22 protein-coding genes and 3 tRNA genes are annotated in these 22,296 nt (G+C 71.5%); 7 read left to right on the forward strand and 18 right to left on the reverse strand.

The features are described 5' to 3' along the window. Positions 1-8: 8 nt before the first annotated feature. Positions 9-1,049: an adenosine deaminase gene (locus tag VJ976_RS02880; RefSeq protein ID WP_324098602.1), complete on the forward strand. Its 1,041-nt coding sequence runs from the start codon at positions 9-11 to the stop codon at positions 1,047-1,049. Between the two features lie 15 nt (positions 1,050-1,064). Here the strand turns inward: VJ976_RS02880 and VJ976_RS02885 are convergent, their stop codons facing one another. From VJ976_RS02885 to VJ976_RS02930, 10 genes are all read right to left on the reverse strand, one after another. Then, positions 1,065-2,075, reverse strand: a complete 1,011-nt coding sequence (locus VJ976_RS02885; protein WP_324098603.1) for a hypothetical protein — start codon at positions 2,073-2,075, stop codon at positions 1,065-1,067. Between the two features lie 44 nt (positions 2,076-2,119). After that, the gene (locus VJ976_RS02890; protein ID WP_324098604.1) at positions 2,120-3,268 is read right to left on the reverse strand and encodes a UDP-N-acetylmuramate dehydrogenase; all 1,149 of its coding nucleotides are present in this window, start codon (positions 3,266-3,268) and stop codon (positions 2,120-2,122) included. Next, positions 3,265-3,708, reverse strand: coding sequence for a MaoC/PaaZ C-terminal domain-containing protein (locus VJ976_RS02895; RefSeq protein ID WP_324098605.1), 444 nt, complete (start codon positions 3,706-3,708; stop codon positions 3,265-3,267). Before VJ976_RS02895 ends, VJ976_RS02890 begins: the two co-directional genes overlap by 4 nt. Continuing rightward, the gene (locus VJ976_RS02900) at positions 3,705-4,154 is read right to left on the reverse strand and encodes an FAS1-like dehydratase domain-containing protein (protein ID WP_324098606.1); all 450 of its coding nucleotides are present in this window, start codon (positions 4,152-4,154) and stop codon (positions 3,705-3,707) included. Before VJ976_RS02900 ends, VJ976_RS02895 begins: the two co-directional genes overlap by 4 nt. Positions 4,155-4,244: 90 nt before the next feature. Further along, the gene (gene rpmG / locus VJ976_RS02905) at positions 4,245-4,415 is read right to left on the reverse strand and encodes a 50S ribosomal protein L33 (protein WP_324098607.1); all 171 of its coding nucleotides are present in this window, start codon (positions 4,413-4,415) and stop codon (positions 4,245-4,247) included. Positions 4,416-4,488: 73 nt separating this feature from the next. Next, positions 4,489-4,562: transfer RNA gene (locus VJ976_RS02910), tRNA-Met, on the reverse strand. A 40-nt stretch (positions 4,563-4,602) separates the two neighbouring features. Further along, positions 4,603-4,675 (reverse strand) — tRNA-Thr (locus VJ976_RS02915). 100 nt (positions 4,676-4,775) lie between these two features. Then, the gene (locus tag VJ976_RS02920; RefSeq protein ID WP_324098608.1) at positions 4,776-5,756 is read right to left on the reverse strand and encodes a MaoC/PaaZ C-terminal domain-containing protein; all 981 of its coding nucleotides are present in this window, start codon (positions 5,754-5,756) and stop codon (positions 4,776-4,778) included. Continuing rightward, positions 5,749-7,152, reverse strand: coding sequence for a 3-oxoacyl-ACP reductase (locus VJ976_RS02925; protein ID WP_324098609.1), 1,404 nt, complete (start codon positions 7,150-7,152; stop codon positions 5,749-5,751). The genes VJ976_RS02920 and VJ976_RS02925 overlap by 8 nt, the downstream gene beginning before the upstream one ends. Continuing rightward, a complete protein-coding gene (locus VJ976_RS02930) occupies positions 7,152-8,468 on the reverse strand; it encodes an acetyl-CoA C-acetyltransferase (RefSeq protein WP_324098610.1) in 1,317 nt (438 codons plus the stop codon). The genes VJ976_RS02925 and VJ976_RS02930 overlap by 1 nt, the downstream gene beginning before the upstream one ends. An 82-nt stretch (positions 8,469-8,550) precedes the next feature. On the opposite strand from VJ976_RS02930, the gene VJ976_RS02935 reads away from it, so the two are divergent. Genes VJ976_RS02935 through VJ976_RS02945 form a run of 3 tightly spaced genes read left to right on the forward strand, consistent with a single transcriptional unit; the run spans position 8,551 to position 11,715 of the window. Next, on the forward strand, positions 8,551-9,273 hold the full coding sequence (locus VJ976_RS02935; protein WP_324098611.1) for a TetR/AcrR family transcriptional regulator: 723 nt from the start codon (positions 8,551-8,553) through the stop codon (positions 9,271-9,273). After that, a complete protein-coding gene (locus VJ976_RS02940; RefSeq protein WP_324098612.1) occupies positions 9,270-11,249 on the forward strand; it encodes an acyl-CoA dehydrogenase in 1,980 nt (659 codons plus the stop codon). The genes VJ976_RS02935 and VJ976_RS02940 overlap by 4 nt, the downstream gene beginning before the upstream one ends. Before the next feature lie 25 nt (positions 11,250-11,274). Then, on the forward strand, positions 11,275-11,715 hold the full coding sequence (locus VJ976_RS02945; RefSeq protein WP_324098613.1) for a hypothetical protein: 441 nt from the start codon (positions 11,275-11,277) through the stop codon (positions 11,713-11,715). A gap of 18 nt (positions 11,716-11,733) precedes the next feature. Here the strand turns inward: VJ976_RS02945 and VJ976_RS02950 are convergent, their stop codons facing one another. Together VJ976_RS02950 and rocD are read right to left on the reverse strand one after the other, a co-directional pair. Continuing rightward, positions 11,734-12,975, reverse strand: coding sequence for an AGE family epimerase/isomerase (locus VJ976_RS02950; RefSeq protein WP_324098614.1), 1,242 nt, complete (start codon positions 12,973-12,975; stop codon positions 11,734-11,736). Positions 12,976-12,979: 4 nt separating this feature from the next. Next, a complete protein-coding gene (gene rocD / locus VJ976_RS02955; RefSeq protein WP_414693560.1) occupies positions 12,980-14,227 on the reverse strand; it encodes an ornithine--oxo-acid transaminase in 1,248 nt (415 codons plus the stop codon). 152 nt (positions 14,228-14,379) lie between these two features. On the opposite strand from rocD, the gene VJ976_RS02960 reads away from it, so the two are divergent. Continuing rightward, on the forward strand, positions 14,380-16,233 hold the full coding sequence (locus tag VJ976_RS02960; RefSeq protein ID WP_324098616.1) for an ABC transporter ATP-binding protein: 1,854 nt from the start codon (positions 14,380-14,382) through the stop codon (positions 16,231-16,233). A gap of 23 nt (positions 16,234-16,256) precedes the next feature. Here the strand turns inward: VJ976_RS02960 and VJ976_RS02965 are convergent. Continuing rightward, positions 16,257-16,339: transfer RNA gene (locus VJ976_RS02965), tRNA-Tyr, on the reverse strand. An 81-nt stretch (positions 16,340-16,420) separates the two neighbouring features. On the opposite strand from VJ976_RS02965, the gene VJ976_RS02970 reads away from it, so the two are divergent. After that, positions 16,421-16,918, forward strand: coding sequence for a YajQ family cyclic di-GMP-binding protein (locus VJ976_RS02970; protein ID WP_324098617.1), 498 nt, complete (start codon positions 16,421-16,423; stop codon positions 16,916-16,918). A gap of 32 nt (positions 16,919-16,950) precedes the next feature. Next, positions 16,951-17,535: an NAD(P)H-dependent oxidoreductase gene (locus VJ976_RS02975; RefSeq protein ID WP_324098618.1), complete on the forward strand. Its 585-nt coding sequence runs from the start codon at positions 16,951-16,953 to the stop codon at positions 17,533-17,535. Here the strand turns inward: VJ976_RS02975 and VJ976_RS02980 are convergent. The 5 genes from VJ976_RS02980 to VJ976_RS03000 form a co-directional block, all read right to left on the reverse strand. After that, positions 17,527-18,324: a DeoR/GlpR family DNA-binding transcription regulator gene (locus VJ976_RS02980; RefSeq protein ID WP_324098619.1), complete on the reverse strand. Its 798-nt coding sequence runs from the start codon at positions 18,322-18,324 to the stop codon at positions 17,527-17,529. The two genes, VJ976_RS02975 and VJ976_RS02980, sit on opposite strands and share 9 nt — an antisense overlap. Beyond that, the gene (locus tag VJ976_RS02985) at positions 18,321-19,343 is read right to left on the reverse strand and encodes a zinc-dependent alcohol dehydrogenase (RefSeq protein ID WP_324098620.1); all 1,023 of its coding nucleotides are present in this window, start codon (positions 19,341-19,343) and stop codon (positions 18,321-18,323) included. The genes VJ976_RS02980 and VJ976_RS02985 overlap by 4 nt, the downstream gene beginning before the upstream one ends. Then, on the reverse strand, positions 19,340-20,308 hold the full coding sequence (locus tag VJ976_RS02990; protein WP_324098621.1) for a 1-phosphofructokinase family hexose kinase: 969 nt from the start codon (positions 20,306-20,308) through the stop codon (positions 19,340-19,342). Before VJ976_RS02990 ends, VJ976_RS02985 begins: the two co-directional genes overlap by 4 nt. Beyond that, a complete protein-coding gene (locus tag VJ976_RS02995; RefSeq protein WP_324098622.1) occupies positions 20,305-21,144 on the reverse strand; it encodes a class II fructose-bisphosphate aldolase in 840 nt (279 codons plus the stop codon). Before VJ976_RS02995 ends, VJ976_RS02990 begins: the two co-directional genes overlap by 4 nt. Beyond that, on the reverse strand, positions 21,122-22,296 hold a 1,175-nt coding region (locus VJ976_RS03000), incomplete at its 5' end, for an FGGY-family carbohydrate kinase (protein ID WP_324098623.1). The genes VJ976_RS03000 and VJ976_RS02995, both read right to left, overlap by 23 nt.

Below are 22,296 nucleotides of genomic sequence, written 5' to 3' on the forward strand. Positions count from 1 at the left end.
CTGGGGTCATGACCCGGATGGTGCGCGACCTGCCCAAGGCTCACCTGCACCTGCACTTCACCGGCTCGATGCGCATCGGCACCCTGCGCGACCTGGCGCGTCGCCACGACCTGCCCCTGCCTGCGGCCCTGAGGCGACAGTGGCCGCCGCAGCTGAGCGGTCAGGACGAGCGGGGCTGGTTCCGCTTCCAGCGTCTGTACGACGCCGCCCGTGCCTGTGTGCGCGGTGAGGCCGACATGCGCCGCATCGTGCGGGAGGCCGCCCAGGACGACGCGCGGGAAGGCTCGGGCTGGCTGGAGATCCAGATCGACCCCACCTCCTACGCCCCGTTGGTCGGAGGCATCACCCCGGCGCTGGAGATCGTGCTGGACGAAGCAACACACGCGAGCCGCGAGGAGGGCACCAGTGTGGCGGTGGTGGTAGCGGCCAGCCGGATGAAGCATCCGCTCGATGCACGCGCCCTGGCCCGCCTCGCGGCTCGCCACGCCGGCGACGGCCCCGGCAGTGTGGTCGGGTTCGGGCTGTCCAACGACGAGCACCGCGGCATGACCGAGGAGTTCGCCGCCGCCTTCACCATCGCCCGGCGCGCCGGGCTGGCTTCGGTGCCGCACGCCGGGGAGCTCAGGGGGGCCGACCACGTCGCCCAGGCACTGCGCTCGCTGGCGCCCGACCGGCTCGGTCACGGCGTGCGCTCGGTGGAGGATCCGGAGCTGCTGCGGCAGCTGGTGGACCGGGGGGTCACGCTCGAGGTGTGCCCGGCGAGCAACGTGGCGATGGGGGTCTACGCCGACCTGGCCACCGTGCCGCTGCGCGCGCTCCTGGACAGCGGGGCTTCGGTGGCCCTGGGCGCCGACGACCCGCTCCTCTTCGGCTCCCGCCTGGCCGACCAGTACGAGTCGGCTCGCCAGGACCACGGGCTGGACGACGCGCAGCTGGCGCGGCTGGCGAAGGCCTCGATCGCCGCCTCGCGCGCGCCGGCGCCGGTCCGCGCCGAGCTCGAGGCCGGCGTCGACGACTGGCTGGGCACCCCGGCGGGCGACGCCTCCTGACCTGGGACGCGGGTCCTAGTCCCGGACGTCGAAGGGCACCAGGGCGCCGTTGATGTGCACTCCTCCTGGGTCCACGTACGCCGAGACCACCTGGTGCACGGCGTTCACCGTGTCGTCGTCGGCCAGCAGCACGTTGACGTTCAGCCCGCCCTCCGGCGCCGCCGACCAGGAGAAGATCTCGGGCAGGCTGGCGCGGCCGAGCGCATCCATCGCGCTGTACACGGCGTCCCGCGGGGGTGCCGAGCGGCTCTGGAGGCACAGCCCGCCCGACCAGACCCCACGCAGTTCCGACCGTAGGGCGACGAGGTCAGTCCCGGGCACCACCAGGACGTTCAGCACCGACTCGCCCTGGCTCACGTAGGAGCTGACGTAGCCGGACTCGGCCTCGAGCAGGCGCGCCGCCTCGCGATGGGCCGCCTGCGCCTCCTCGGACGCGCCGTCCCAGGCCACCCCACCGTCGACGTAGGGGTCGGCGCACAGCTGCGCGTACGGGTCGAGACCGATGCCTCCGTCCGGCTCCACCGGGAACGTGGGTGGCATCGGCGGCCGGTTGAGCGTGAAGGCCTGGCCGTCGTAGGTCCCGACGACCCGCGCCTCGCCCCAGCGCACGTTCTGGGCCTGGTGCTCGTTCGGCATCTCCTCCCAGTCCACGCCCAGGATGAGTGGCCCGTCGCACTCCGGTGGGTATGCCTCGGCCACGGGCCCGAAGCAGATCACGGGAGGGTCGTCGTCCAGCTGACGGATCACACCCTCCGCGGTCAGTGGCGTGCGAGGCCGCAGGGCGATCTCGGTCTCGGTGGGGCCGTCCGCGTCGGTGGTCCAGACGTGACCGGCGCGGGGGATGGTCTCGGTGCTGCTGTCGGCGGCGCGCTCTTCCACTCCGCCGACCGGCTCTGGCGTCACGGCGACCGCGGTGGCTTTCCCGACATCCCGGGTCGCCTTCGAGGAGTCGGATCCGCACCCCACCAACCCCAGCGCAGTCGCCGCGAGCAGCGCCAACGGGGTGAGGCGTGCGCGGCTTCTCATGGTAGGTAGGACGAAGCAGGCCCCAGGGGTGTTCCCGACCCGGCTCATAGGTTCAGCCCTACCAGTACGGGCTCGTTGACCAGCGCGACCGAGAAGGTGTCCTGCACTCCGTCGCGGACCGCACGGGCCAAAGCGGCGATGTCGCTGGCTCGGGCCGAGCCGCGGTTGGTCAGGGCCAGAGTGTGCTTGGTCGACAGGGCCGCCGGACCCGGCAGGCCGAAGCCCTTGCGGAATCCGGCGTGGTCGATCAGCCAGGCCGCCGAGGTCTTGGTCATGCCGTCGTGACCCGGGAACTCCGGCGGAGTGGGGCCCCCCGGGCCCAGGGCCGCTGCCGCTCGCTCCCGTAGCCGGGCCATCTGGCTCTCATCGAGCACCGGGTTGGTGAAGAAGGAACCGCAGGACCACGTGTCGTGGTCCTCGGCGTCGAGCACCATCCCCCGTCTGGCCCGCTGGGCCAGGACGCCCGCGCGGGCCTGGGCCAACGGCACCCGCTCACCCGCCGAGACCCCGAGACCTCGGGCGAGGTCGGCGTACCGGATGGGTGCGGACAGCGGCGCAGCGCGCAGCTGGAAGGACACGCCGAGCACGACGTACCGCGGGCTCGGGTCGGCCGTCTCGGCCAGGGACGCCTTGAGCAGGCTGTGCCGGTAGGCGAAGGCGCACTCGGCGTTGGCCAACGTGCGGACCACGCGGTCGCGTCGGTCGTACACGCGGACGCTCCAGATGGTCTGGGAGACCTCCTGCCCGTAAGCACCCACGTTCTGCACCGGCGTTGCCCCCGTGCTGCCCGGGATGCCGGAGAGGGCCTCGATTCCGGACCACTCCTCGGCGACGGCGCGGGCGACGAGGTCGTCCCACGGCTCTCCCGCAGCGACCTCCACGATGACCCCACCACAGTCGTCGGAGGCGACCCGCAGACCGCGGGAGAGCACCTGCACGACGGCACCGTCGAAGCCTTCGTCCGCCACCACCAGGTTGGACCCACCACCGAGGACCAGCAGCGGCACGCCGCGGGCGTCGATATCGGCGACGGCCTCGATGACCTCCTGCTCCGTGGTGGCCTGGTGCATCTCGTGGGGCGCACCACCCACGCCCATGGTGGTCAGCTCGGCCAGCGGGCGCGCCGGTCCGGTCGGGGTCGAGCTCGGTCCGGACGACGACGCGGGCGGCCGAGGAGTCGCGTTCCTGGTCATGCTCCGTCCGGGGTCGCCGGTCGGAGCTGGACGACTGCCCGTGCGCGACGGAGGACGTCCACTCCGGCGCTGCTGACCGCGATGTCGAGCGTGACCCTCCCTGCGGGCACGTCCACCGAGGACACCGTCGCCCGGATCTGCACCTGCGCCCCGGACTCGGCGCTCACCACCACGGGGCCCGTGAACCGGGTGCTGTAGCCCACCACCGCGCTCGGGTCGCCGGCCCAGGTGGAGACGACGTCCGCCGCCGCACCCATGGTCCACATCCCGTGTGCGATCACCCCGGGTAGCCCCACGGCGCGGGCCGCCTGCTCATCCAGGTGGATCGGGTTGCGGTCGCCACTGGCCTCGGCGTACTCGCGCAGGCGGTCCCGGTCCACGCTCACCGTGCGGGTGGCGACGATCTGGCCGACGTTCAGGTCCTCCAGTCGGGGGCTCACCCTTCCTCCCCCCGCACGACGAGCATCGAGGTCACGGTGCTGACCGGCTCACCACCGGTGCGAGCCAGCTCGGTGCGCGTCGTCACCATGCTGTTGCCTCCGACCTGGCGCAACGCATCGACGTGCAGCGTGCCGACCAGCTCGTCACCGGCCACGATGGGACTGTGGTGGTCGAACCGCTGCTCACCGTGGACGACCCGGGAGAAGTCGATGCCCGCCTCGGGGTCGGCGACGTACTGGGCCTCGCACTGCTGGGCGATGACGACGGCGTAGGTCGGCGGCGCCACCACGCCCGCGTAGCCCTGGTCGTGGGCCGCATCGGTATCGGTGTGGAGCACGTTCTCGGCGCCGACCGCCTGGGCGAAGGCGGCGATACTCGTGGCGGAGACCGAGTACGGCCCCGTCGGCGGGTACTCGCGTCCAGCGAAGTCGGGGTTCACAGCCATAGGCCCTCACCCTAGGGGAACCGGGTCCGCTCACGCCGAAGGCCCCGACCGTTGCGGTCGGGGCCTTCGTGGTGGAGGCACGGGTCGGCCTCAGCGGGTCTCTCGGTGCGCGGTGTGCGTGCGGCAGCGCCAGCAGAACTTCGCCATCTCCAACCGGTCGGGGTTGTTGCGGCGGTTCTTCTTGGTGATGTAGTTGCGCTCCTTGCACTCCGTGCAGGCAAGGGTGATCTTGGGGCGAACGTCGCCGCTCTTGGTAGCCACGGATGAACCTGCTCTCGGATTGTCTGGTGGTGCGTGGTGCGTCAGCGACCCGGTGACTGCCGGCCGCTGGCTGTAGCGGGGGCGGGTATCGATCCCGCGACCTCACGATTATGAGTCGTGCGCTCTAACCATCTGAGCTACCCCGCCTCGGGGCGCGACCGCAGTGCCGTCGTCACCGGGTCCCGCGAGCCCCCAAACGGAATCGAACCGTTGACCTTCTCCTTACCATGGAGACGCTCTGCCGACTGAGCTATGGGGGCGGGTGCACGTGCTCGGGCTCATGCCCGCTGGCTCGTAGCGCTGTGCAAGATTACACGCCGGGCGCGGAGGCGACGAAATCGCCGCGGGAGCACGAGCACCTCAGGCGAGCGCGGCCACCGACCCCACGAGATGGTTGCGCTCGCCGTCACGACCGGTGACCGCGAAACGGTACCCCTCAGCAGTGCGGCGTGCTCGGAAGGCCACGGTCGAGGGCAGCAGCACCGGCTTGCGAAAGCTGACCGCCACCGCGTGCCGCACGGGGAGCCGGCCCTGCAGCGCCGCCAGCACGCGGGCGTGCGTCCACATCCCGTGCACGATGGTCCGGGGGAAGCCGAGCGCTCTGGCGGCCAGCGGGTGCAGGTGGATCGGGTTGACGTCGCCCGAGGCGGAGGCGTAGCGGCGGCCGACGTCGGCGGGGAGCGACCACTGCGCCCACGGCGCGAGGGTCGCCACATCCACCTCCTCCTCGGCGTCGAGCCGGCGCGCGGGTGAGGCAGGCTCCTCCGCCGACCCGACGGCACCCTCACGGAGGGCGACTCCGCGCACCAGGTAGGTGCTGCGGCCCCACCACGCCACGTCCGAGCCGGTCTGCGCGCACGCGTGCAGGTCGACGGTGGCTCCGTGGCGGTGGGGGCGGACCGAGTCCGCCCACGCGCTCACGGTGAGGCGGTCCTGGGGGCCGACCGGAGCCAGCATCTGCATCTCGTTGTGGATGTGCACCATGCCCACCATGGGGAAGGGGAAGTCGGGGGCCCCCATCACCGACATCTGGGCGCCGAACGACATCACGTGCAGGAAGGTGCCGGGCAGGACCGTGCCGACGCTCATCCCGCACACCCGGGCATACTGCGCCCACTGCTCGATGTCGACCGTCTGCTCGCTCACCTCCACTCGCCGGGACGGGAGCACCCGCTGCGACGAGAGCGGGGTCGCGGACCGTCCACGGGTCAGACCGGTGAGCCCGCGCCCGACGGCGCGCCCCAGCAGCGGACCCACCGCGGGGGGCTCGATGAGTCGCTCGGTGACCGGGGGCGGGTCGGCTACCGGTGCTGGCAGCCCGGAAGACGCCACGTCAGGCACCGATCTGGGACTGGCCGCAGACCCGCAGCACCTGACCGTTGACGGCCGAGCTGGCGGGGTCGGCGAAGTAGGCGATCGCCTCGGCGACGTCCACCGGCTTTCCCGCCTGGTGCATCGAGTTGAACCGGCGCGCGAACTCCCTCGTGGCGACCGGTATCTTGCCGGTCATCTCGGTCTCGATGAAACCGGGAGCGACCGCGTTGACGGTGATGCGCCGGTCGCGCAGGTGCGGAGCGAGGGCGCGCGTCGCGCCGATGACCCCGGCCTTGCTGGCGGCGTAGTTCGCCTGACCACGGTTGCCGGCGATGCCGCTCGTCGAGGCCACGTTGACGATCCGGCCGCCGTCGGACAGACCGCCAGGCGACCACGGGTCGAGCAGGGCCTCGTTGATGCGCAGGGCCGCCTGGAGGTTGACCTCGAGCACGCCGGCCCAGCGAGTCGCGTCCGTGTTCGCCAACAGCTTGTCGCGGGTGATGCCCGCGTTGTGCACGATCGCGTGGATCCTCCCCTGGCCCTCGCTCCGGTCCCCGAAGCGCTCGGCGACGTGGCGGGCGATCACCTGCCCGGCGTCCGGATTGGTGATGTCCAGCTGCAGCGCCATGCCGCTGACCCGGTTCGCCACCCCCGCCAGCGCATCGCCGGCGGAAGGCACGTCCACGGTCACCACCTCGGCACCGTCCCGCGCGAAGACCTCGGCGATGGCCGCGCCGATGCCCCGGGCGGCGCCGGTCACCACGACGACGCGGCCCTCGAAGGGCCGAGGCGCCGGGTGCTCGGCGTGGCGGTCGTTGCCCACCCGCAGTGGCTGCCCACTCACGTATGCCGAGCGGCCCTGTAGCAGGAAGGCCAGCGTCGACGCCGTTCCCTCCGCGGTGGAGTCGGCCACCTGGACCAGGTTCGCCGTCCCACCGTGGCGCATCTCCTTGCCGACACTGCGAGTGATCCCCTCCAGGGCCTGGCCGACGGCGCTGGCCTGGACGTCGCTGAACTTGTGCGGGGCCACCCCGACCACGATGACGCGGCCGCTGGGGCCGAGCGCCTTCAGCGCCGGCCGCAGCATCGCTCGCACCTGCTCCAGGTCGGCGATGGTGCGAGCCATGGTGGCATCCAGCACCAGGGCCCCCAGCCGCTCGGCGTACGCGGGAACGCTGTCTGCCGACCCGGCCCCGTCCTTCGGGCCCTCGGTCCCGGCATCGTGCACCGCCGGAACCACCGGCAGACCGAGCAGGTGCAGAGTGCGGGCGGCGATGTCCCCACCGCCGACGGCACCCAGGGCGATCGCCTCACCCGGCCAGCGCCTTCCCCGGCGCAACGTCGCCGGCTGCGGCAGGCCCAGGCGCTTGGTCAGCGCAGCACCCGCGGGATGACCGGTGACCCGGCTGTACAGGTCGGCCATCACACTGCCTCCAGGATCGCCACGACTCCCTGACCACCGGCCGCGCACACCGACACCAGCCCACGGGACCCGGGTCCGCGCTGCGCCAGGCTCTTGGCCAGCGTAGCCACGATCCGCCCCCCGGTAGCGGCGAACGGATGCCCGGCGGCAAGGGAGGACCCGTGCACGTTGAGGCGGTCTCGGTCGATCGGCCCCAGGGCGGCGGAGCGGCCCAGCCGATCGCGGCAGAACTCCTCGCTCTCCCAGGCGGCCAGCGTGGCCAGCACGGTCGAGGCGAAGGCCTCGTGTATCTCGTACTCCGCGAAGTCCTGCAGGGCGAGGCCGTGTCGCTCCAGCAACCGCGAGAGCGCGTACGCCGGGGCCATGAGCAGGCCCTCGTCTGCGGAGACGTAGTCGACGGCGGCCACCTCTGCGTCCACGAACCGGGCGAGCACGGGCAGCCCCCGCTCACGAGCCCAGTGTTCCTCGGCGAGCAGCACCAGGGCCGCTCCGTCGGACAGCGGGGTGGAGTTGCCGGCGGTCATCGTCGCGCCCTCGCCGCGGCCGAAGACCGGTTTCAGCGCACCGAGCTTGTCCACCGAGGTACCCGGCCTCACCCCTTCGTCTCGGGTGAGGCGCAGGTAGGGCGTGGCCAGGTCGTCGAAGAAGCCGGACTCCCAGGCCTGCGCCAGGTGGTGGTGGCTGGCCGCAGCGAGCTCGTCCTGGGCCTGGCGGCTGACTGCCCAGGAACGGGTCGTCAAGGCCTGGTGCTCGCCCATCGACAGACCCGTGCGGGGCTCGGCGTTGCGGGGCGTCTGCGGCGCCAGGTCGCGGGGGCGCACGGCGGCCAGGGCCTTGGCCCGCTGACCGAGCGTCTTGGCCCGTGAGGCCGTCAACAGGGCGGCGCGCAACCCGTCGCTCACCGCGATCGGGGCGTCGCTGGCGCTGTCCACCCCGCCGGCGACCCCGGTCTCGATCTGCCCCAGCGCGATCTTGTTCGCCACCTGGACGACGGCCTCCAACCCCGTGCCGCAGGCCTGCTGCAGGTCGTAGGCCGGTGTCGTGGGATGCAGGGTCGAGCCCAGCACCGCCTCCCGGGTGAGGTTGAAGTCCTTCGCGTGCTTGAGCACCGCGCCGGCGGCTACCTCGCCCAGACGCTCCGAGGACAGCCCGAAACGGGCCACCAGCCCGTCCAGTGTCGAGGTGAGCATGTCCTGGTTGGACACGGCGGCGTAGGCACCCCCCGCCTTGCCGAAGGGGATCCGGTTGCCGCCCACGATGACCGGCACCCGGGGAGCCGCACGGTCTGCGTGGTCGTCGTGGCTGGGAGGCGGCATGGACAGCTCCTGATCTCGGGAGGCGGGGGCGTATGCGATACCGACCGTAGCAGGTACGTGAAGTACTAGGTACTATCGAGAGATGACGACCCAGGCCGACACCGCAGCGCCCGCCCGCGACGGTCGCCACGCCCGCTGGGCCGAGCATCGCGCCACCCGCCGGCGCGACCTCGTCGAGCACACGCTCCGGGCCATCCGGATCCACGGCCCCGGCGTGGGAATGGACGAGATCGCGGCCCAGGCCGGCACCAGCAAACCGGTGCTCTACCGGCACTTCGGCGACCGCAACGGGGTCTACCTCGGCGTCGTGGAGGCGGTCGACGCTCGCGTGCTCGCCGAGCTCTCCGCCGTGGCGGACCGCTCCGGGCACGCCCCGGACGGCGCGCCGGCCGACGTGACCGAGCTGATCAGGGCCATGGTCAGCGCCTATTTGGAGCTCGTGCAGCGCGACCCCGACATCTACCGTTTCGTGGTGACGCGCCCGCTCCTGCAAGCCACCCATCCCGGAGCGCCTGGCGTGGACGCCGCCGGGACCCTGACCGGACGCATCGGCGACCGCCTGGCCGAGATCCTCGCCGCTCACCTGCGCCGCTGCGGGCGCGACCCGGCGCCGGCCGTGACCTGGGGGCACGGCATCGCGGGGTTCGTGCGGGCTGCGACCGACCAGTGGGTCTCCCACCGCCCGCCGGGCACCAGCGCCGACACCGTGACCGCAGAGGTCATCCAGATGCTGCGTCCCGCCCTCCAGTCCCCCCAGCCAGACGCCGCGCGCCTGAACGACGCGGCCGCGAAGGAGAAGTCATGACCACCGTCGAGCACCCCGCCCGAGCCCAGGAGCCGCCGAACCCGGCTGCGACATCGATCAGCCCCCTCGGCCACGCGCTCCGGGAGGCCACCGCCGGACGGTGGGGTCATATCCGGGAGCGGGCCCGCCAGACCCTGCCGGTCGAGCTGATGCAGCGCGACCCGGCGCTGACGATGCCGCAGGCACGCGACTGGACCCGCGCCACCCTCGCCACCCTCACCGAGCGGGGCTTCACGACGAGCGGCTTCCCACAGGCGTACGGCGGCCACGACGACGTGGGCCGCTCCGCGGTCGACTTCGAGATGTGTGCCCACGGCGACCTGTCCGTGACCATCAAGTCGGGCGTGCAGTTCGGCCTCTTCGGCGGCGCGGTCGCCAGTCTGGGCACGCAGTGGCACCACGAGACCTACCTGCGCGACATCGTGACCCTGCAGCTGCCCGGCTGCTACGCCATGACCGAGATCGGACACGGCAGCGATGTCTCCTCGCTGGAGACCACCCTGACCTACGACCCGGCAGGCGACGAGATCGTGGTGCACTCCCCAACGGCGTCGTCGATGAAGGCCTACATCGGCGGAGCCGCCGTCGATGCCCGCATGGGGGTGGTCTACGGCCAGCTGGTCGTCGGCGAGCAGCACCACGGCGTGCACGCGACCTTGGTGCCCCTCCGGGACGAGACCGGACGGACGCTGCCGGGCGTCATGCTGGGCGACCACGGGGCCAAGGGTGGCCTGGCGGGGGTGGACAACGGCACCCTGATGTTCGACCACGTCCGTGTGCCACGACGCATGCTGCTGGACCGCTACGGCGGCGTGACCAGCGACGGTGAGTACGTCAGCGAGATCGAGAACCCGAACCGGCGGTTCTTCACGATGCTGGGGACTCTGGTGCGGGGCCGGGTCTGCATCGCCGGGGCAGGGGGTGTGGCCGGTCGCAGGGCCCTGTCGATCGCCACACGGTATGCGCTCCAGCGTCGCCAGTTCAGCGCACCGGGGCACGAGGGTCAGGTACTGCTCATCGACTACCTGGCGCACCAGCGCAAGCTGCTGCCGCGGATCGCAGAGGCGTACGCGCTGATGTTCGCCCAGAACGAGATCGTCGACCGGCTGCAGGAGCTGCACGCGGCGGACAACGCGGACCAGGAGGCGCAGCGCGAGCTGGAGACCCGCGCCGCTGGGCTGAAGGCGGTCAGTACCCGCTTCGGCAACGACACGGCTCAGCTATGCCGCGAGGCCTGCGGGGGTGCGGGGTACCTGGCGGAGAACGGGTTGACCCTCGTCCGCCGTGACGCCGACGTGTTCGCCACGTTCGAGGGCGACAACACGGTGTTGCTGCAGCTCGTGGCCAAGGGCCTGCTGTCCCACTACAAGGAGATGTTCGGCGACCTCGACATGTTCGGGATGCTCCAGTTCGCCGCCCGATCCTTCGGCGGTGCCGTCATCGAACGGACGGCCGCCCGTCCGGTGATCGACCGGCTGGTCGAGGCCACCCGGCTCGGCTCCGGCGGGGACCCCCTGCACGACCGCGGCTGGCACGTCGAGATGTTCGAGGACCGCGAGCGCCACGTGCTCGAGACCCTCGCCACCAGGCTGCGCCGGTCAGCGAAGTCCTCCGACGACTCGTTCGAGGCGTTCAACTACGCGCAGGACCACGTGCTGTTGGCCGCCCGGGTGCACATGGACCGGGTCGTGCTGGAGGCGTTCGTGCAGGGCATCGAGGACTGCGTCGACCCGGTCGCTCAGGACCGACTGACCAGGTTGGCCGACCTCTACGCACTGAGCAGCATCGAAGCCGACTCGGCCTGGTTCCAGCAGCACAACCGGCTCTCCGCCACCCGTTCCAAGGCCGTGACGGCAGCGATCAACGAGCTGTGCCGCTCGCTGCGACCCGACGCTCTGGCCCTGGTCGAAGGCATGGGCGTGCCACAGGAGTGGCTGAACTCCTCGATGCTCGTCGAGCCACACTGGACCCCGTGAGCGGCAGCGCCCCTACGATGAGCCGGTGAGCACGCCGGCGCCCCCCCTGCCGAAGTCGAGGTGGCTGGTCCGTGGCTCCGTCTACGGCCTCCTCGGTGGCGCGCTGAACGGCGTCGTCACGGCGCTGATGTTCGGCCCCAGGATGGCGCGGCAGGACGCCGCCTTCGACGGGGTGACCGACTTCATGCTGGTCACCGCGCGGGGCGGAGTGCAGGTCGGGCTGTTCTACGGCGTGGTCTTCGGTCTGCTGGCGTGGTGGCTGGTCGGCACCGCCCACCGCCCCCGGCGCACCATGGCGCTGGCTCTCGGCGTGCAGGCACCGCTGAACATCCTGTTCGCTCTCGGCCTGGCCTCGCTCTGGACCTTCGTCAGCCTCATCGTGACCCCGGTCGTGCTCACCGTGGCCGGTGTGGCGGCCCTGCTGGCCCATGACGCGCGCACGCTCACCGCGGCTGAGGCCGCGTGAGAGCGCCCTCGAGCGCTCTCAGCGCAGCAGGCCCCGTGCCAGCGCCGTCGGCGCCGTGGGGGACAGCGGAAGACGACCGAGCAAGACGGCGTGCCCACTGTGGTACAGGTCGGGCCGGCCCGGCCAGACCGTCGCCGCCGGCTCATTGCCGGCATCCAGCTCGTGCTGCCAGGAGCCGTCCTCACCGATGAGGTGCTCCTGCGCGTAGTCCCACCAGCACCGGTACCACTGCTCGTACATCGCGTCGCCGGTCGCAGCGCCGAGTGCCGCCGCCGCTGAGATCGCCTCCGCCGCCACCCAGTGCATCCGTTGCTGCACCACGGGCTCGCCGGACCAGTCCGTGGTGTAGACGAACCCGTCCGCCCCGTCCGCGCCCCACCCGTCGGCGGTGGCTCGGTCGAAGAGCGCCCGGGCCCCGCTGACGAGGGCATCGTCGGCCCGCTCCCCCAGGCAGGCGTGCACGTGCAGGGCCAGGCGAGCCCACTCCAGCGCATGCCCGACGGTGGCGCCGTAGGGCTCGAACGGATGGTCGGGCTGGTCCCGGTGGTGCTCCAGCATCGGCTGCCAGTCGGTGTCGAAGTGCTCCGGGATGCGCCAGTCCTGCTCCTCGGCCCACCCGAGCACGTTGCCGGTGATGCGCGCCGCCCGCTCACGCCACCGCACCTCGCCCGTGACGTCCGCCGCCGAGAGCAGCGCCTCGACGGAGTGCATGTTGGCGTTGACGCCCCGATATTCCGCGAGCTCGGAGAAGTCGCGGTTGCTGGAGTCGGCGTGCATGCCGGGGCCGTCCTCCCAGAACCGCTCGTCCAGCGTGGCCAGCGCCTCGGCCAGCAGGTCGTCGGCACCGGGCACCCCGGCCACCCTCGCGCTGGCGGAGGCGAAGACGACGAACGCGTGCGCGTAGCCGAGCTTGGTGTCGTCGACGGCGTCTCCCGGGCCGGCCGAGGCGAACCATCCGCCGTGCTCCGCGTCGTGCAGCCGCCCCCGGAGACCGTCGATCGCCCGGGTGGCCAGGGGCAGGCAGCCGGGCACCCCGGCCAGGTGTCCGAGGCTGTACACATGCGCCATCCGTGCGGTGACGAACGTGAACACCGGCTGGTCGGGATCCGGTCGTCCGCGGGAGTCCAGGTAGGCCGCTCCACCGTCCGGGTGCGGGAAGTGCTGCCCGAAGCTCAGCTGGCGGCGCAGCTGCTGGGCCAGCCACGCCCGGTGGTCGGGCAGATCCAGCCAGCGCACCTGTGGCAAGCCGTCCTTCGCCACGCGCTCAGCTCTCGTCTCGCGCGTCGGCGATGACCTCGGCCAGGGTGTCGGTGATGATGGCCAGCTCCTCGGCGGTGATCACCAGCGGTGGCGCGAGCCGGATCGTCGAGCCGTGGGTGTCCTTGGCCAGCACCCCCTTCTTGGCCAACGCCTTGCAGACGGCCTTGCCCGTCATCAGCTCGGGGTCGATGTCGACACCGGCCCACAGGCCACGGACGCGGACCGCCTCGACGCCGTGCCCGATGAGCGCCTCCAGCTGCTCCCGGAAGACCGCCTCGAGCTCGGTGGCGTGGGCCTGGTACTCCCCTGTGGCGAGCATCTTGACCACGGCGTGCCCGACGGCGGCCGCGAGCGGGTTGCCGCCGAACGTCGAGCCGTGGGTGCCCGGGGTGATGACGTCCATCACCGCACGGTCCGCCGCAACGGCCGAGACCGGGACGATGCCCCCGCCCAAGGCCTTGCCCAGGGTGTAGAGATCGGCCTCGACCTCCTCGTAGGCGCACGCCAGGGTGGTGCCCGTGCGCCCCAGACCGGACTGGATCTCGTCGGCGATCATCAGCACGTTCCGCTGCGTGCACAGCTCTCGCAGACCGGGCAGGAACCCCTCCTTGGGGATCTGCACCCCCTGCTCCCCCTGGATGGGCTCGACCAGCACCGCGACGGTGTCGTCGTCGACGGCCGCTTCGACGGCCGCCAGGTCGCCGTAGGGCACCGTCTGGAAGCCGGGGGTGTACGGGCCGTAGTGCTCCCGGGCCTCGTCGTCGTCCGAGAAGCTCACGATGGTCGTGGTGCGGCCGTGGAAGTTGCCCGCCATGACGATGATCTTGGCCTGACCGGCGGCCACGCCCTTGACCATGTACCCCCACTTGCGCGCGATCTTCAGGGCGGTCTCCACCGCCTCCGCCCCGGTGTTCATCGGCAGGATCGTCTCCTTGCCGACCAGGTCGGCCAGGTCGCGGCAGAACGGACCCAGCTGGTCGTTGTGGAAGGCGCGGCTGGTGAGCGTGGAGCGGTCGAGCTGCGCCTTGGCGGCCGCGACCAGGTCGGGGTGGCGGTGTCCGAAGTTCAGCGCCGAGTAGCCGGACAGAGCGTCCAGGTAGCGGTTCCCCTCGACGTCGGTGACCCAGATCCCCTCGGCCTCGCCCACGACGACCGGCAGCGGGCTGTAGTTGTGGGCCGCGACCTCGTGCTCCAGGTCGATGAAGGTCTGGTTGCTGGGGGTCGGGGCCGCAGAGGTGGCGGTAGCAGTCATCTGGTCAGAGTAGAGGACGTCGTGGTCCGTCTGGGTGGTGGTCATGCTTGGTCCTTCGACGATCGGTTGCGAATATATGCAACATAGCGCAAAACTATGCGAACGCAGCATGCCGCGCCGCAGCGGAGGGGCGCAGGTTACCTTGGGGGACGATGGGCGAGCAGGGGCGAGACCAGACCCCGCCGCTCGGCCTGCCCCGCGCACAGCTCCGCGAGATGTGGCCCTACCTGCGTGAGCATCGGGTCGCGCTTGCCGTGGTGGCCGTCCTGTCGATATGCGCCACCTTCTTCGCGGTCGTCCAGCCCCTCATGCTGCAGCGGCTGGTGAACTCGGTCGGCGCAGGCGAAGCGGTCGGCGGCTTCCTCGCCTTGCTCATCGGGGTGACCCTGGCCCAGGCGCTGTTCAGCGGGCTGCAGACCTACTACCTGGAGTCGACCGCCGAGAGGGTGGTGCTGGGGGTCCGTCGCCGGCTGGTCGGCAGCCTGCTGTCCCTGCCGGTCAAGGTCTTCGACACCCGGCGTGTGGGCGATCTGCTCTCGAGGGTCGGCTCCGACACCACCCTGTTGCGCTCCGTGGTGACCTCGGGACTGTTCGAGGTCGTCTCCTCGACCCTGATGTTCATCGCAGCGGTCGTGCTGATGGTCCTGATCGACCCGTTGCTCTTCGCGGTCACCTTGGCCACGGTCCTCACCGGGGTGCTCGCGGTGTTCCTGCTTGCGCGTCGGGTGCGGGTCGCGAGCAAGGAGGCTCAGACCGCGGTGGGCGCCATGTCCTCCTCGGTGGAACGGGCACTCTCGGGGATCCGGACCATCAAGGCCGCGGTGGCGGAGGAGCGGGAGGCCGCGCTCATCGACGCCGACGCGACGGCCGCCTACCGGGCGGGGCTGAGGCTGGCGATGCTGTCGGCCGTCATCCAGCCGGTGGTGACCATCAGCCTCCAGGCCGCCTTCCTCGTCGTTCTCGCCGTCGGCGGCGTGCGGGTGGCGAACGGCTCGATGCAGCTCGGCGACCTGATGGCGTTCATCCTGTACCTGTTCCTGCTGATCATGCCGATCGGCTCCGCCGTCGGGGCCTTCGTGCAGATCCAGACGGGCCTGGCGGCGCTCGACCGGATCCAGGAGGTCGTGCGATGGGAGGCCGAGACGGCGGACGAGTCCGCCCTCGATGCCGCGCCGATGCCGGCCGATCGCACGCCTGTCATCGAGTTCAAGGGGGTGAGCTTCCACTACCCCCGGTCCGACCCCCATGGTGAGGGTGACCAGCCCGGATCGGGCCCGACGGTGCTGGACGACGTGTCGTTCGCGGTGCCCCGAGGGGCCCGGATCGCCTTGGTCGGCCCGTCGGGATCGGGCAAGTCGACCACCCTGGCCTTGGTCGAGCGGTTCTACGAGCCGACGTCAGGACAGATCACGGTGGCCGGCACGCCGTTGGACACTGTGCCGCGCAGTGAGCTGCGCGCCCGTCTGGGCCTGATCGAGCAGGACGCGCCGGTGCTGAGCGGCACCCTGGCCGACAACCTGCGGCTTGCCGCGCCGGAGGCGAGCGAGGCGGAGCTGGTGCGCGCCCTGACCTCGGTCGGTCTCGCCGAGCTCGTCGACCGCGAGTCCGGCGGGCTGGCGCTGGACCTGGGTGAGCACGGAACCAAGCTCTCCGGGGGCCAGCGTCAACGTCTGGCCTGGGCCCGCACGATGCTGGCCGGGCGGGAGGTCCTGCTGATGGACGAACCGACCTCCTCGGTGGACTCCCGCACCGAGCATCAGCTGCAGGCCACTCTGGCCGAGCTGGCCCAGCGGCGCACCGTCCTCGTCGTCGCACATCGACTGTCCACGGTGCGCGACTTCGACCGCATCCTGGTGCTGGAGCACGGTCGGCTGGTCGCCGAGGGCACCCACGCCGAGCTCATCGCCGACGAGGGCGTCTACCGCGAGATGGCCTTTCGACAGGGACTGGTCGGGACGGCGACGCCGGAGACCGAACGGACGGGTGTGACCGGGATGCAGCGATGACCCCCAGCGGGTGCATCTCACGGTGGCAGGTGCAGGATTCGAACCTGCGTAGGCATACGCCGGCGGATTTACAGTCCGCTTCCATTGGCCACTCGGACAACCTGCCGCGGATGGACGGATGAAAGGATAACAGCCGACAACCGGCACAAAGTGCGCTCGGCGAACCCCCACACCCCCAAGGACAGACATGGCCGACTCATCCTTCGACATCGTCAGCAAGGTGGACAAGCAGGAGCTTGCCAACGCCGTGAACCAGGCCGCCCGAGAGGTCGGCCAGCGGTACGACTTCCGCAACGTCGGCGCCGGCGTCGAGCTGGCCGGTGAGGTGGTGCACATGAGGGCCAGCACCCCGGAGCGGTGCCTGGCCGTGCTCGACGTGCTGCAGACCAAGCTGGTCAAGCGGGGCGTGTCCCTGAAGGCGCTGGACCTCTCCCACGACGGCGAGCCACACCAGTCGGGCAAGGAGCACCGGCTCGACGCCACGGTCAAGGACGGGATCAGCACCGAGCAGGCCAAGAAGGTCACCAAGCTCATCCGGGACCAGGCGCCGAAGTCGGTGAAGACCCAGATCCAGGGCGACGAGGTGCGCGTCACCTCCAAGTCGCGCGATGATCTCCAGACCGTGCAGCATCTCGTCCGCGAGGCCGACCTCGACTTCGCCGTCCAGTTCACCAACCGTCGCTAGCGGACACCACCCATCGAGCGAAGGAGCCCCGGATGACCGCAGAGCTGAAGATGGCCCTCATCATCGCCTCGAGCCGTCCCCAGCGCGTCGGCCCGACCGTCGCCGACTGGGTGTCCCAGTTCACGGCGGAGCGCGAGCACGCGTCCTACGAGGTGGTCGACCTCGCGGAGCAGAACCTGCCCAACTACGACGAGCCACAGCCGGCAGCCGCCGGACAGTACAGCCAGGAGCACACCCGCGCCTGGTCGAAGCTCATCGACGGCTTCGACGGGTTCGTCTTCGTGACCCCGGAGTACAACCGCGGTATTCCCGGCCAGCTCAAGAACGCCCTGGACTTCCTGTACTCCGAGTGGAACGACAAGGCAGCCGGCATCGTGGCCTACGGCAGCTCCGGCGGCCTGCGTGCCGTGGAGCAGCTCAAGTCGGTCCTGGGCGAGCTGCAGATCGCCACCGTGCGCGCCCAGGTGTCGCTGTCGATCTTCGACGACATGCAGGACTTCTCTCAGATGGACCCGCGCGACTTCCAGGCCCGCAACGTGAAGACCCTGCTGGATCAGACCGAGCGCTGGGCCCGCGCCCTGCGACCGCTGCGGTCACAGCAGCACGAGTCACGCTGAGGCGCGGATGACCTCCACCAGGTGGGTCCTCTCGATGGCCGCGGCCGTGCGAGCACTCAGCTGGGCGTCGGTGACCAGGACGTCGATGTCGGTCAGCGTGGCGAACGAGTAGACCGACTCGCGCTCGAACTTGCTGTGGTCGGCGAGCAGGACCCGGCGCCTCGCCGTGCGGATGAAGGCGGCCTTCACCGCCGCCTCGGCACGGTCGGGGGTGGCCAGACCTTGGTCGAGACAGGCAGCGTTGGCCCCCAGGAAGGCCACGTCCACCCGCATGTCGGACAGGTGAGCCAGTGCCCACTCGTCGGCCGTGGCCTGGGTCTCCGGTCGCACCCGGCCGCCCAACGTGGTCACCGAGCCGACCTTCGGCAGCAAGGTGAGCGCCACCGGCAAGGAGTTCGTGATCACCTGCAACGAGCCGGACGACTGCATCTGGTGCGCCAAGGCCGCGGTGGTCGACCCCGAGTCGAGCAGGACGGCACCCGAGGCGGGTACCAGCTCGGCCGCGGCCGCCGCGATCCGGCGCTTCTGCGGCAGGTTGTCGGTGCGGTCATTGACCCACGGCTCGTGGGCCACCGACTCGGGGCCGACCGCGCCCGCGTGCACGCGCCGCAGCAGACCGCGCTCCTGCAGGTAGATCAGATCCTTGCGCACGGTCTCGTGGGTCACCCCGAAACGGGTCGCCAGCTGCTGGGTGTTGACCTGACCGTGCTGAACGAGGGAGTCCAGGATCGACCGGTGCCGCAGCGGGGCCAGCTCAGGCTCACCCTCCGGCCCGGATGGCTGGCTCACGGTCGCATCACCACCTTCAGGTGCTCTCCGGAGTCCAACGCCGCGAACGCCTCCTCGACCTGGGCCAGCGGGAACTGGGCGGTCACGACCTCGTCTGCTCTCACCGCACCCGCGCGGAGCATCTCGAAGGCGGTGTCGTAGTCCTCGGCAGTGTAGGTGGCCGACCCCTGGAGCCGAACCTGGGTGTCTTGGACGGTGATCGTCGGGACCGAGACGTCGGCTGAGGGGACGCCCACGATCGCCACAGTGCCGCCCTTGCTGGCCAGACGGATGGCCAGCCGTACGGTCGGCTCCACCGCGACGCAGTCGAACACCACGTCGGCACTCTCGCCGAGGGCTCCCAGCACCTGCTCGGCCACATCCTCGGCCGTGGCATCGAATGCCGCATCCGCTCCGTGGGCCAGTGCCGCCTCGCGCTTGAGCGCCAGGGGGTCGGTCACCACCACCCGGCGGGCCCCCTGGTACCGGGCCACGGCCAGCATGAGCAGACCGATGGTCCCCGCCCCCAGGACGACCACCGCCCGGTCGCGCAGGGGCCCGGCGATCCGACCCGCGTGCACGGGGGTGGCCAGCGGCTCCACCAGGGCGCTGCTCAGGTCGTCCATGTCGTCCGGAATCCGGTGCAACCGGTCGGCGCGGACCACGAACTCGTCGGCCATCCCGCCCTGGCGGTAGCCACAGCCGAAGAACTCGAGGTTCTCGCACAGGTTCGGTGTTCCCCGCCGGCACTGCTTGCAGGCGTCACACGGCAGCGTGGGCTCCACCACGACCCGCTCGCCCTCGGCGACCGAGCTCACCTGCGAGCCCACCTCGATGACCACACCAGTGGCCTCGTGGCCGGGGTAGTAGGGAATGGGGATGAGCGGGTGGCGCCCGTGGAGGGCGTGCGTGTCGGAGCCGCAGAGCCCGACATTGACGGTGCGCACCCTCACCTCGTGCGCCTGCACCGAGACCGGAGCCTCGCTGCTGATCTCAATCGTCTCCAGCCCGGTGATGCGAACTCGGCGGATGTCGGTCATCGGTTCTTCCTCTGTCTCGGGGAGGCGCTCAGGGTCGCGACCGTGAGGCCGTCCGCGGCGTTCCGGCCGGGAGTCCGGTCGACGGTCAGGGGTGACAGGCAGGCCGAGCGACCGTAGGCCAGCGCACGCCTCAGCCGAGCGGTCGGCTCACCCGGCTGCGTCAGCCAGCCGGCCAGGAGGGCGTCGCCGGCGCCCGCGGTGTTCACCGGTGTCAACGCCGGACCGGTGCCGTGCAGCGTGACCGCGCCGTCTGCGTACAAGGCGCCCTCGGCGCCGAGACTGACCAGGAAGCTGGTGCCGGAGGCGCGGGCCAGGTGGTGCGCGGCGGAGACCACGGCGCCGGGGTCGCGGTGGTCGAGCCCGTCGGGCACCAGTGCACCGAGCTCCTCGGCGTTGGGGGCCAGCAGGTCCGCACCGTCGGTGAGGGCCTGCGCCAGCGGTGGGCCTGCCACGTCGACCGCACAGCGCAGTCCTCGCTCGCGCGCCGTGCGGACCACCTCGGTGACCAGACCCTCCTCGACCCCCGGAGGGAAGGAGCCGCACAGGGCGACCCAGTGCTCGCCCTCGTGGTCCACCGCGTCGACGACCTCCCGCAGGCGACGGGTCAGCAGCGTCAGCTCCTCCGCGCCGACCATCGGGCCCGGCCCGTTCACCTTGGTGGTCTGGCCCCCGGGCACCACCACCGAGGTGTTGATACGCGTCTGGCCCTCGAGGGGGACGACGACGTGCTCGACCTCCTCCTTCGTGAGCAGGTCACTCACATGCCGACCCGTCGGGCCGGCCAGCGGCAGCACGGCGACGGTCGGCGTCCCGGCCCGTCGGAGGGTGAGGGAGACGTTCACCCCCTTTCCGCTGGCCTCGAGGGTGGCCGTGCGCGCCCGGTGGACGTCGACCTCCCCCACGGCCGACTCCCGTAGGGCGTAGGTCAGGTCCAGGCTCGGGTTGAGCGTCACCGTGATGATCACACGGCACCCACGATCCTCGCCAGGCGCTGCACGACCTGGGCCATCTGCTCGCGCCCCGGCTTGATGTACGTGCGCGGGTCGACCACCGCCTCGTCGGCACCGAGGACCTCGCGCACCGCTCCGGTGAAGGCGGTGTTCAGGATGGTGCCGATGTTGATCTTCACCATGCCTGCGCGTACGGCCTCGGCGAGAACGGCGTCCGGCACGCCGGAGGAGCCGTGCAGCACCAGAGGCACGTCGAGCCGGTCCGCGAGAGTGGCGATGAGGTCGATGTCCAACGCGGCGCTCCGGTCGGTCATCGCGTGCGAGCTGCCCACCGCGACCGCCAGCGCGTCGACGCCCGTGCGCGAGACGAACTCGTCCGCCTCGTCGGGGTCGGTGCGCACGCCGGAGGCATGGGCCCCGTCCTTGCCGCCCACCTTGCCGAGCTCGGCCTCGATGAACAGCCCCCGGGCGTGCGCCCACTCTGCGGCGGCGCGGGTGGCCTCGACGTTGTCGCGGTAGTCCAGATGCGAGGCGTCGAACATCACCGAGCTGAGACCGCAGTCGGCAGTGCGGTGCAACAGCTCGACGTCGTCGACGTGGTCCAGGTGGACCGACACGTCCACCTGGGCACCGGCCGCCACCGCCAGGCTCGCCGCCGCGACGGGCTCCAGTCGCCCGCCGTGGAACCGCACGGCGTTCTGGCTGATCTGCAGGACGACATCGGCACTCGCCCGCTCGGCGCCGAGAACGATCGCCTCGGCGTGCTCCAGGGTGATGACGTTGAACGCCGCCACACCTCGGTGGGCTTCTCGGGCTCGCTGCACGAGGTCAGCGGTGATGGCGAGCGGCATGCGCGTCTCCTCCAGATGTACGGGGCAGGGCCAGGTCAGTCGACATCAGCGGGGGTGCGTCATCGAGGTCGTCGTAGACACCGGCAGCGACGCCGGCGAAGACGGCTGCTCCACGGCAGCCTGCTTCGCCGACCTGCGGCACCTTCAGCTGCGGACCCTGCTCCCGCTTCGCGCGCAGGAGGGCCTCGCTGTGGGTCCACCCACCGGCCAGGACGAGCGAGCGCGGCTGCTGCGTGACCTGGCTGATCCGGTCGCTGAGCTCCTTGGCCTGGCCGGTCACGGTCCGGACCGCTGCTCGCCACACCTCGCCCGGGCTCGCGCCGGGGTCGATGTGCACCTCCGATCCGTCGTGCCCGCAGACCACCGCGCCCGGGCGGTCCGGCGCCTGCGCGGCCAGCTCGTCGAGCTGCCCCATCTGCTCGCGGCCCAGCCCGAGCCGATCCATCACAGTGCCGAGGACACGGCCGCCCTGGGTCGCTCCGAGCAGGCACCACCGCCCGGCGGCCGCGTGTGCCCCCACCGTGATGCCGTCCCGGGCCAGAGCATGCACGACCTCGGCGGACAGGCCCGGCTCGGCGGTGCGCAGGATGGCCTCTGCGGTGCCACAGGAGTCGAACTCGTCCCCGGGGCGGTGGCAGCCCAGCCCGACCGCGGCGACCTGATGGTCGTGACCGGCGACGGTCAGGACCGCTCCGTCGGCGCCCGCGAGCGCGCCCGAGGTCTCCGCGCGGCCCCACGGCGCACCCGCCGGGGTCAGCTCGGCGAGAGCCCAGGGGCCGGCGCCCGCCCAGTCCAGCGTCGCGGTCCACGGGCTCTGGGTGTGCAGGTCCAGCCAGCCGGTACGCGAGGCCAGGGAGAGCTCGGTCGCACGCCCTCCACCCCACCCCCGCACGACCCATTCGGCGACGTGGTACCGCCGAGTCGCGCGGGTCGCGGGCTCGTGGTGGCTGCGCAGCCACCGGTGCTTGGTCAACGACCACTGGGTCCACAGAGGCAGGCCGGTGCGAGAACAGAACTCGGTCCCGAGCTGGTCGGTCAGCGACTCGAGCTCGGCCTCGTCGCGGCGGTCGTGCCACGCGATGACCGGGGCCAGCGGGGTGTCAGCCTCGTCGGTCAGGACGCCCGACTCCGCCATGCTGGCCACTCCGATGG

This window comes from Ornithinimicrobium sp. (genome assembly GCF_035267225.1).
In the GTDB taxonomy this organism is placed as follows: Bacteria; Actinomycetota; Actinomycetes; order Actinomycetales; family Dermatophilaceae; genus Ornithinicoccus.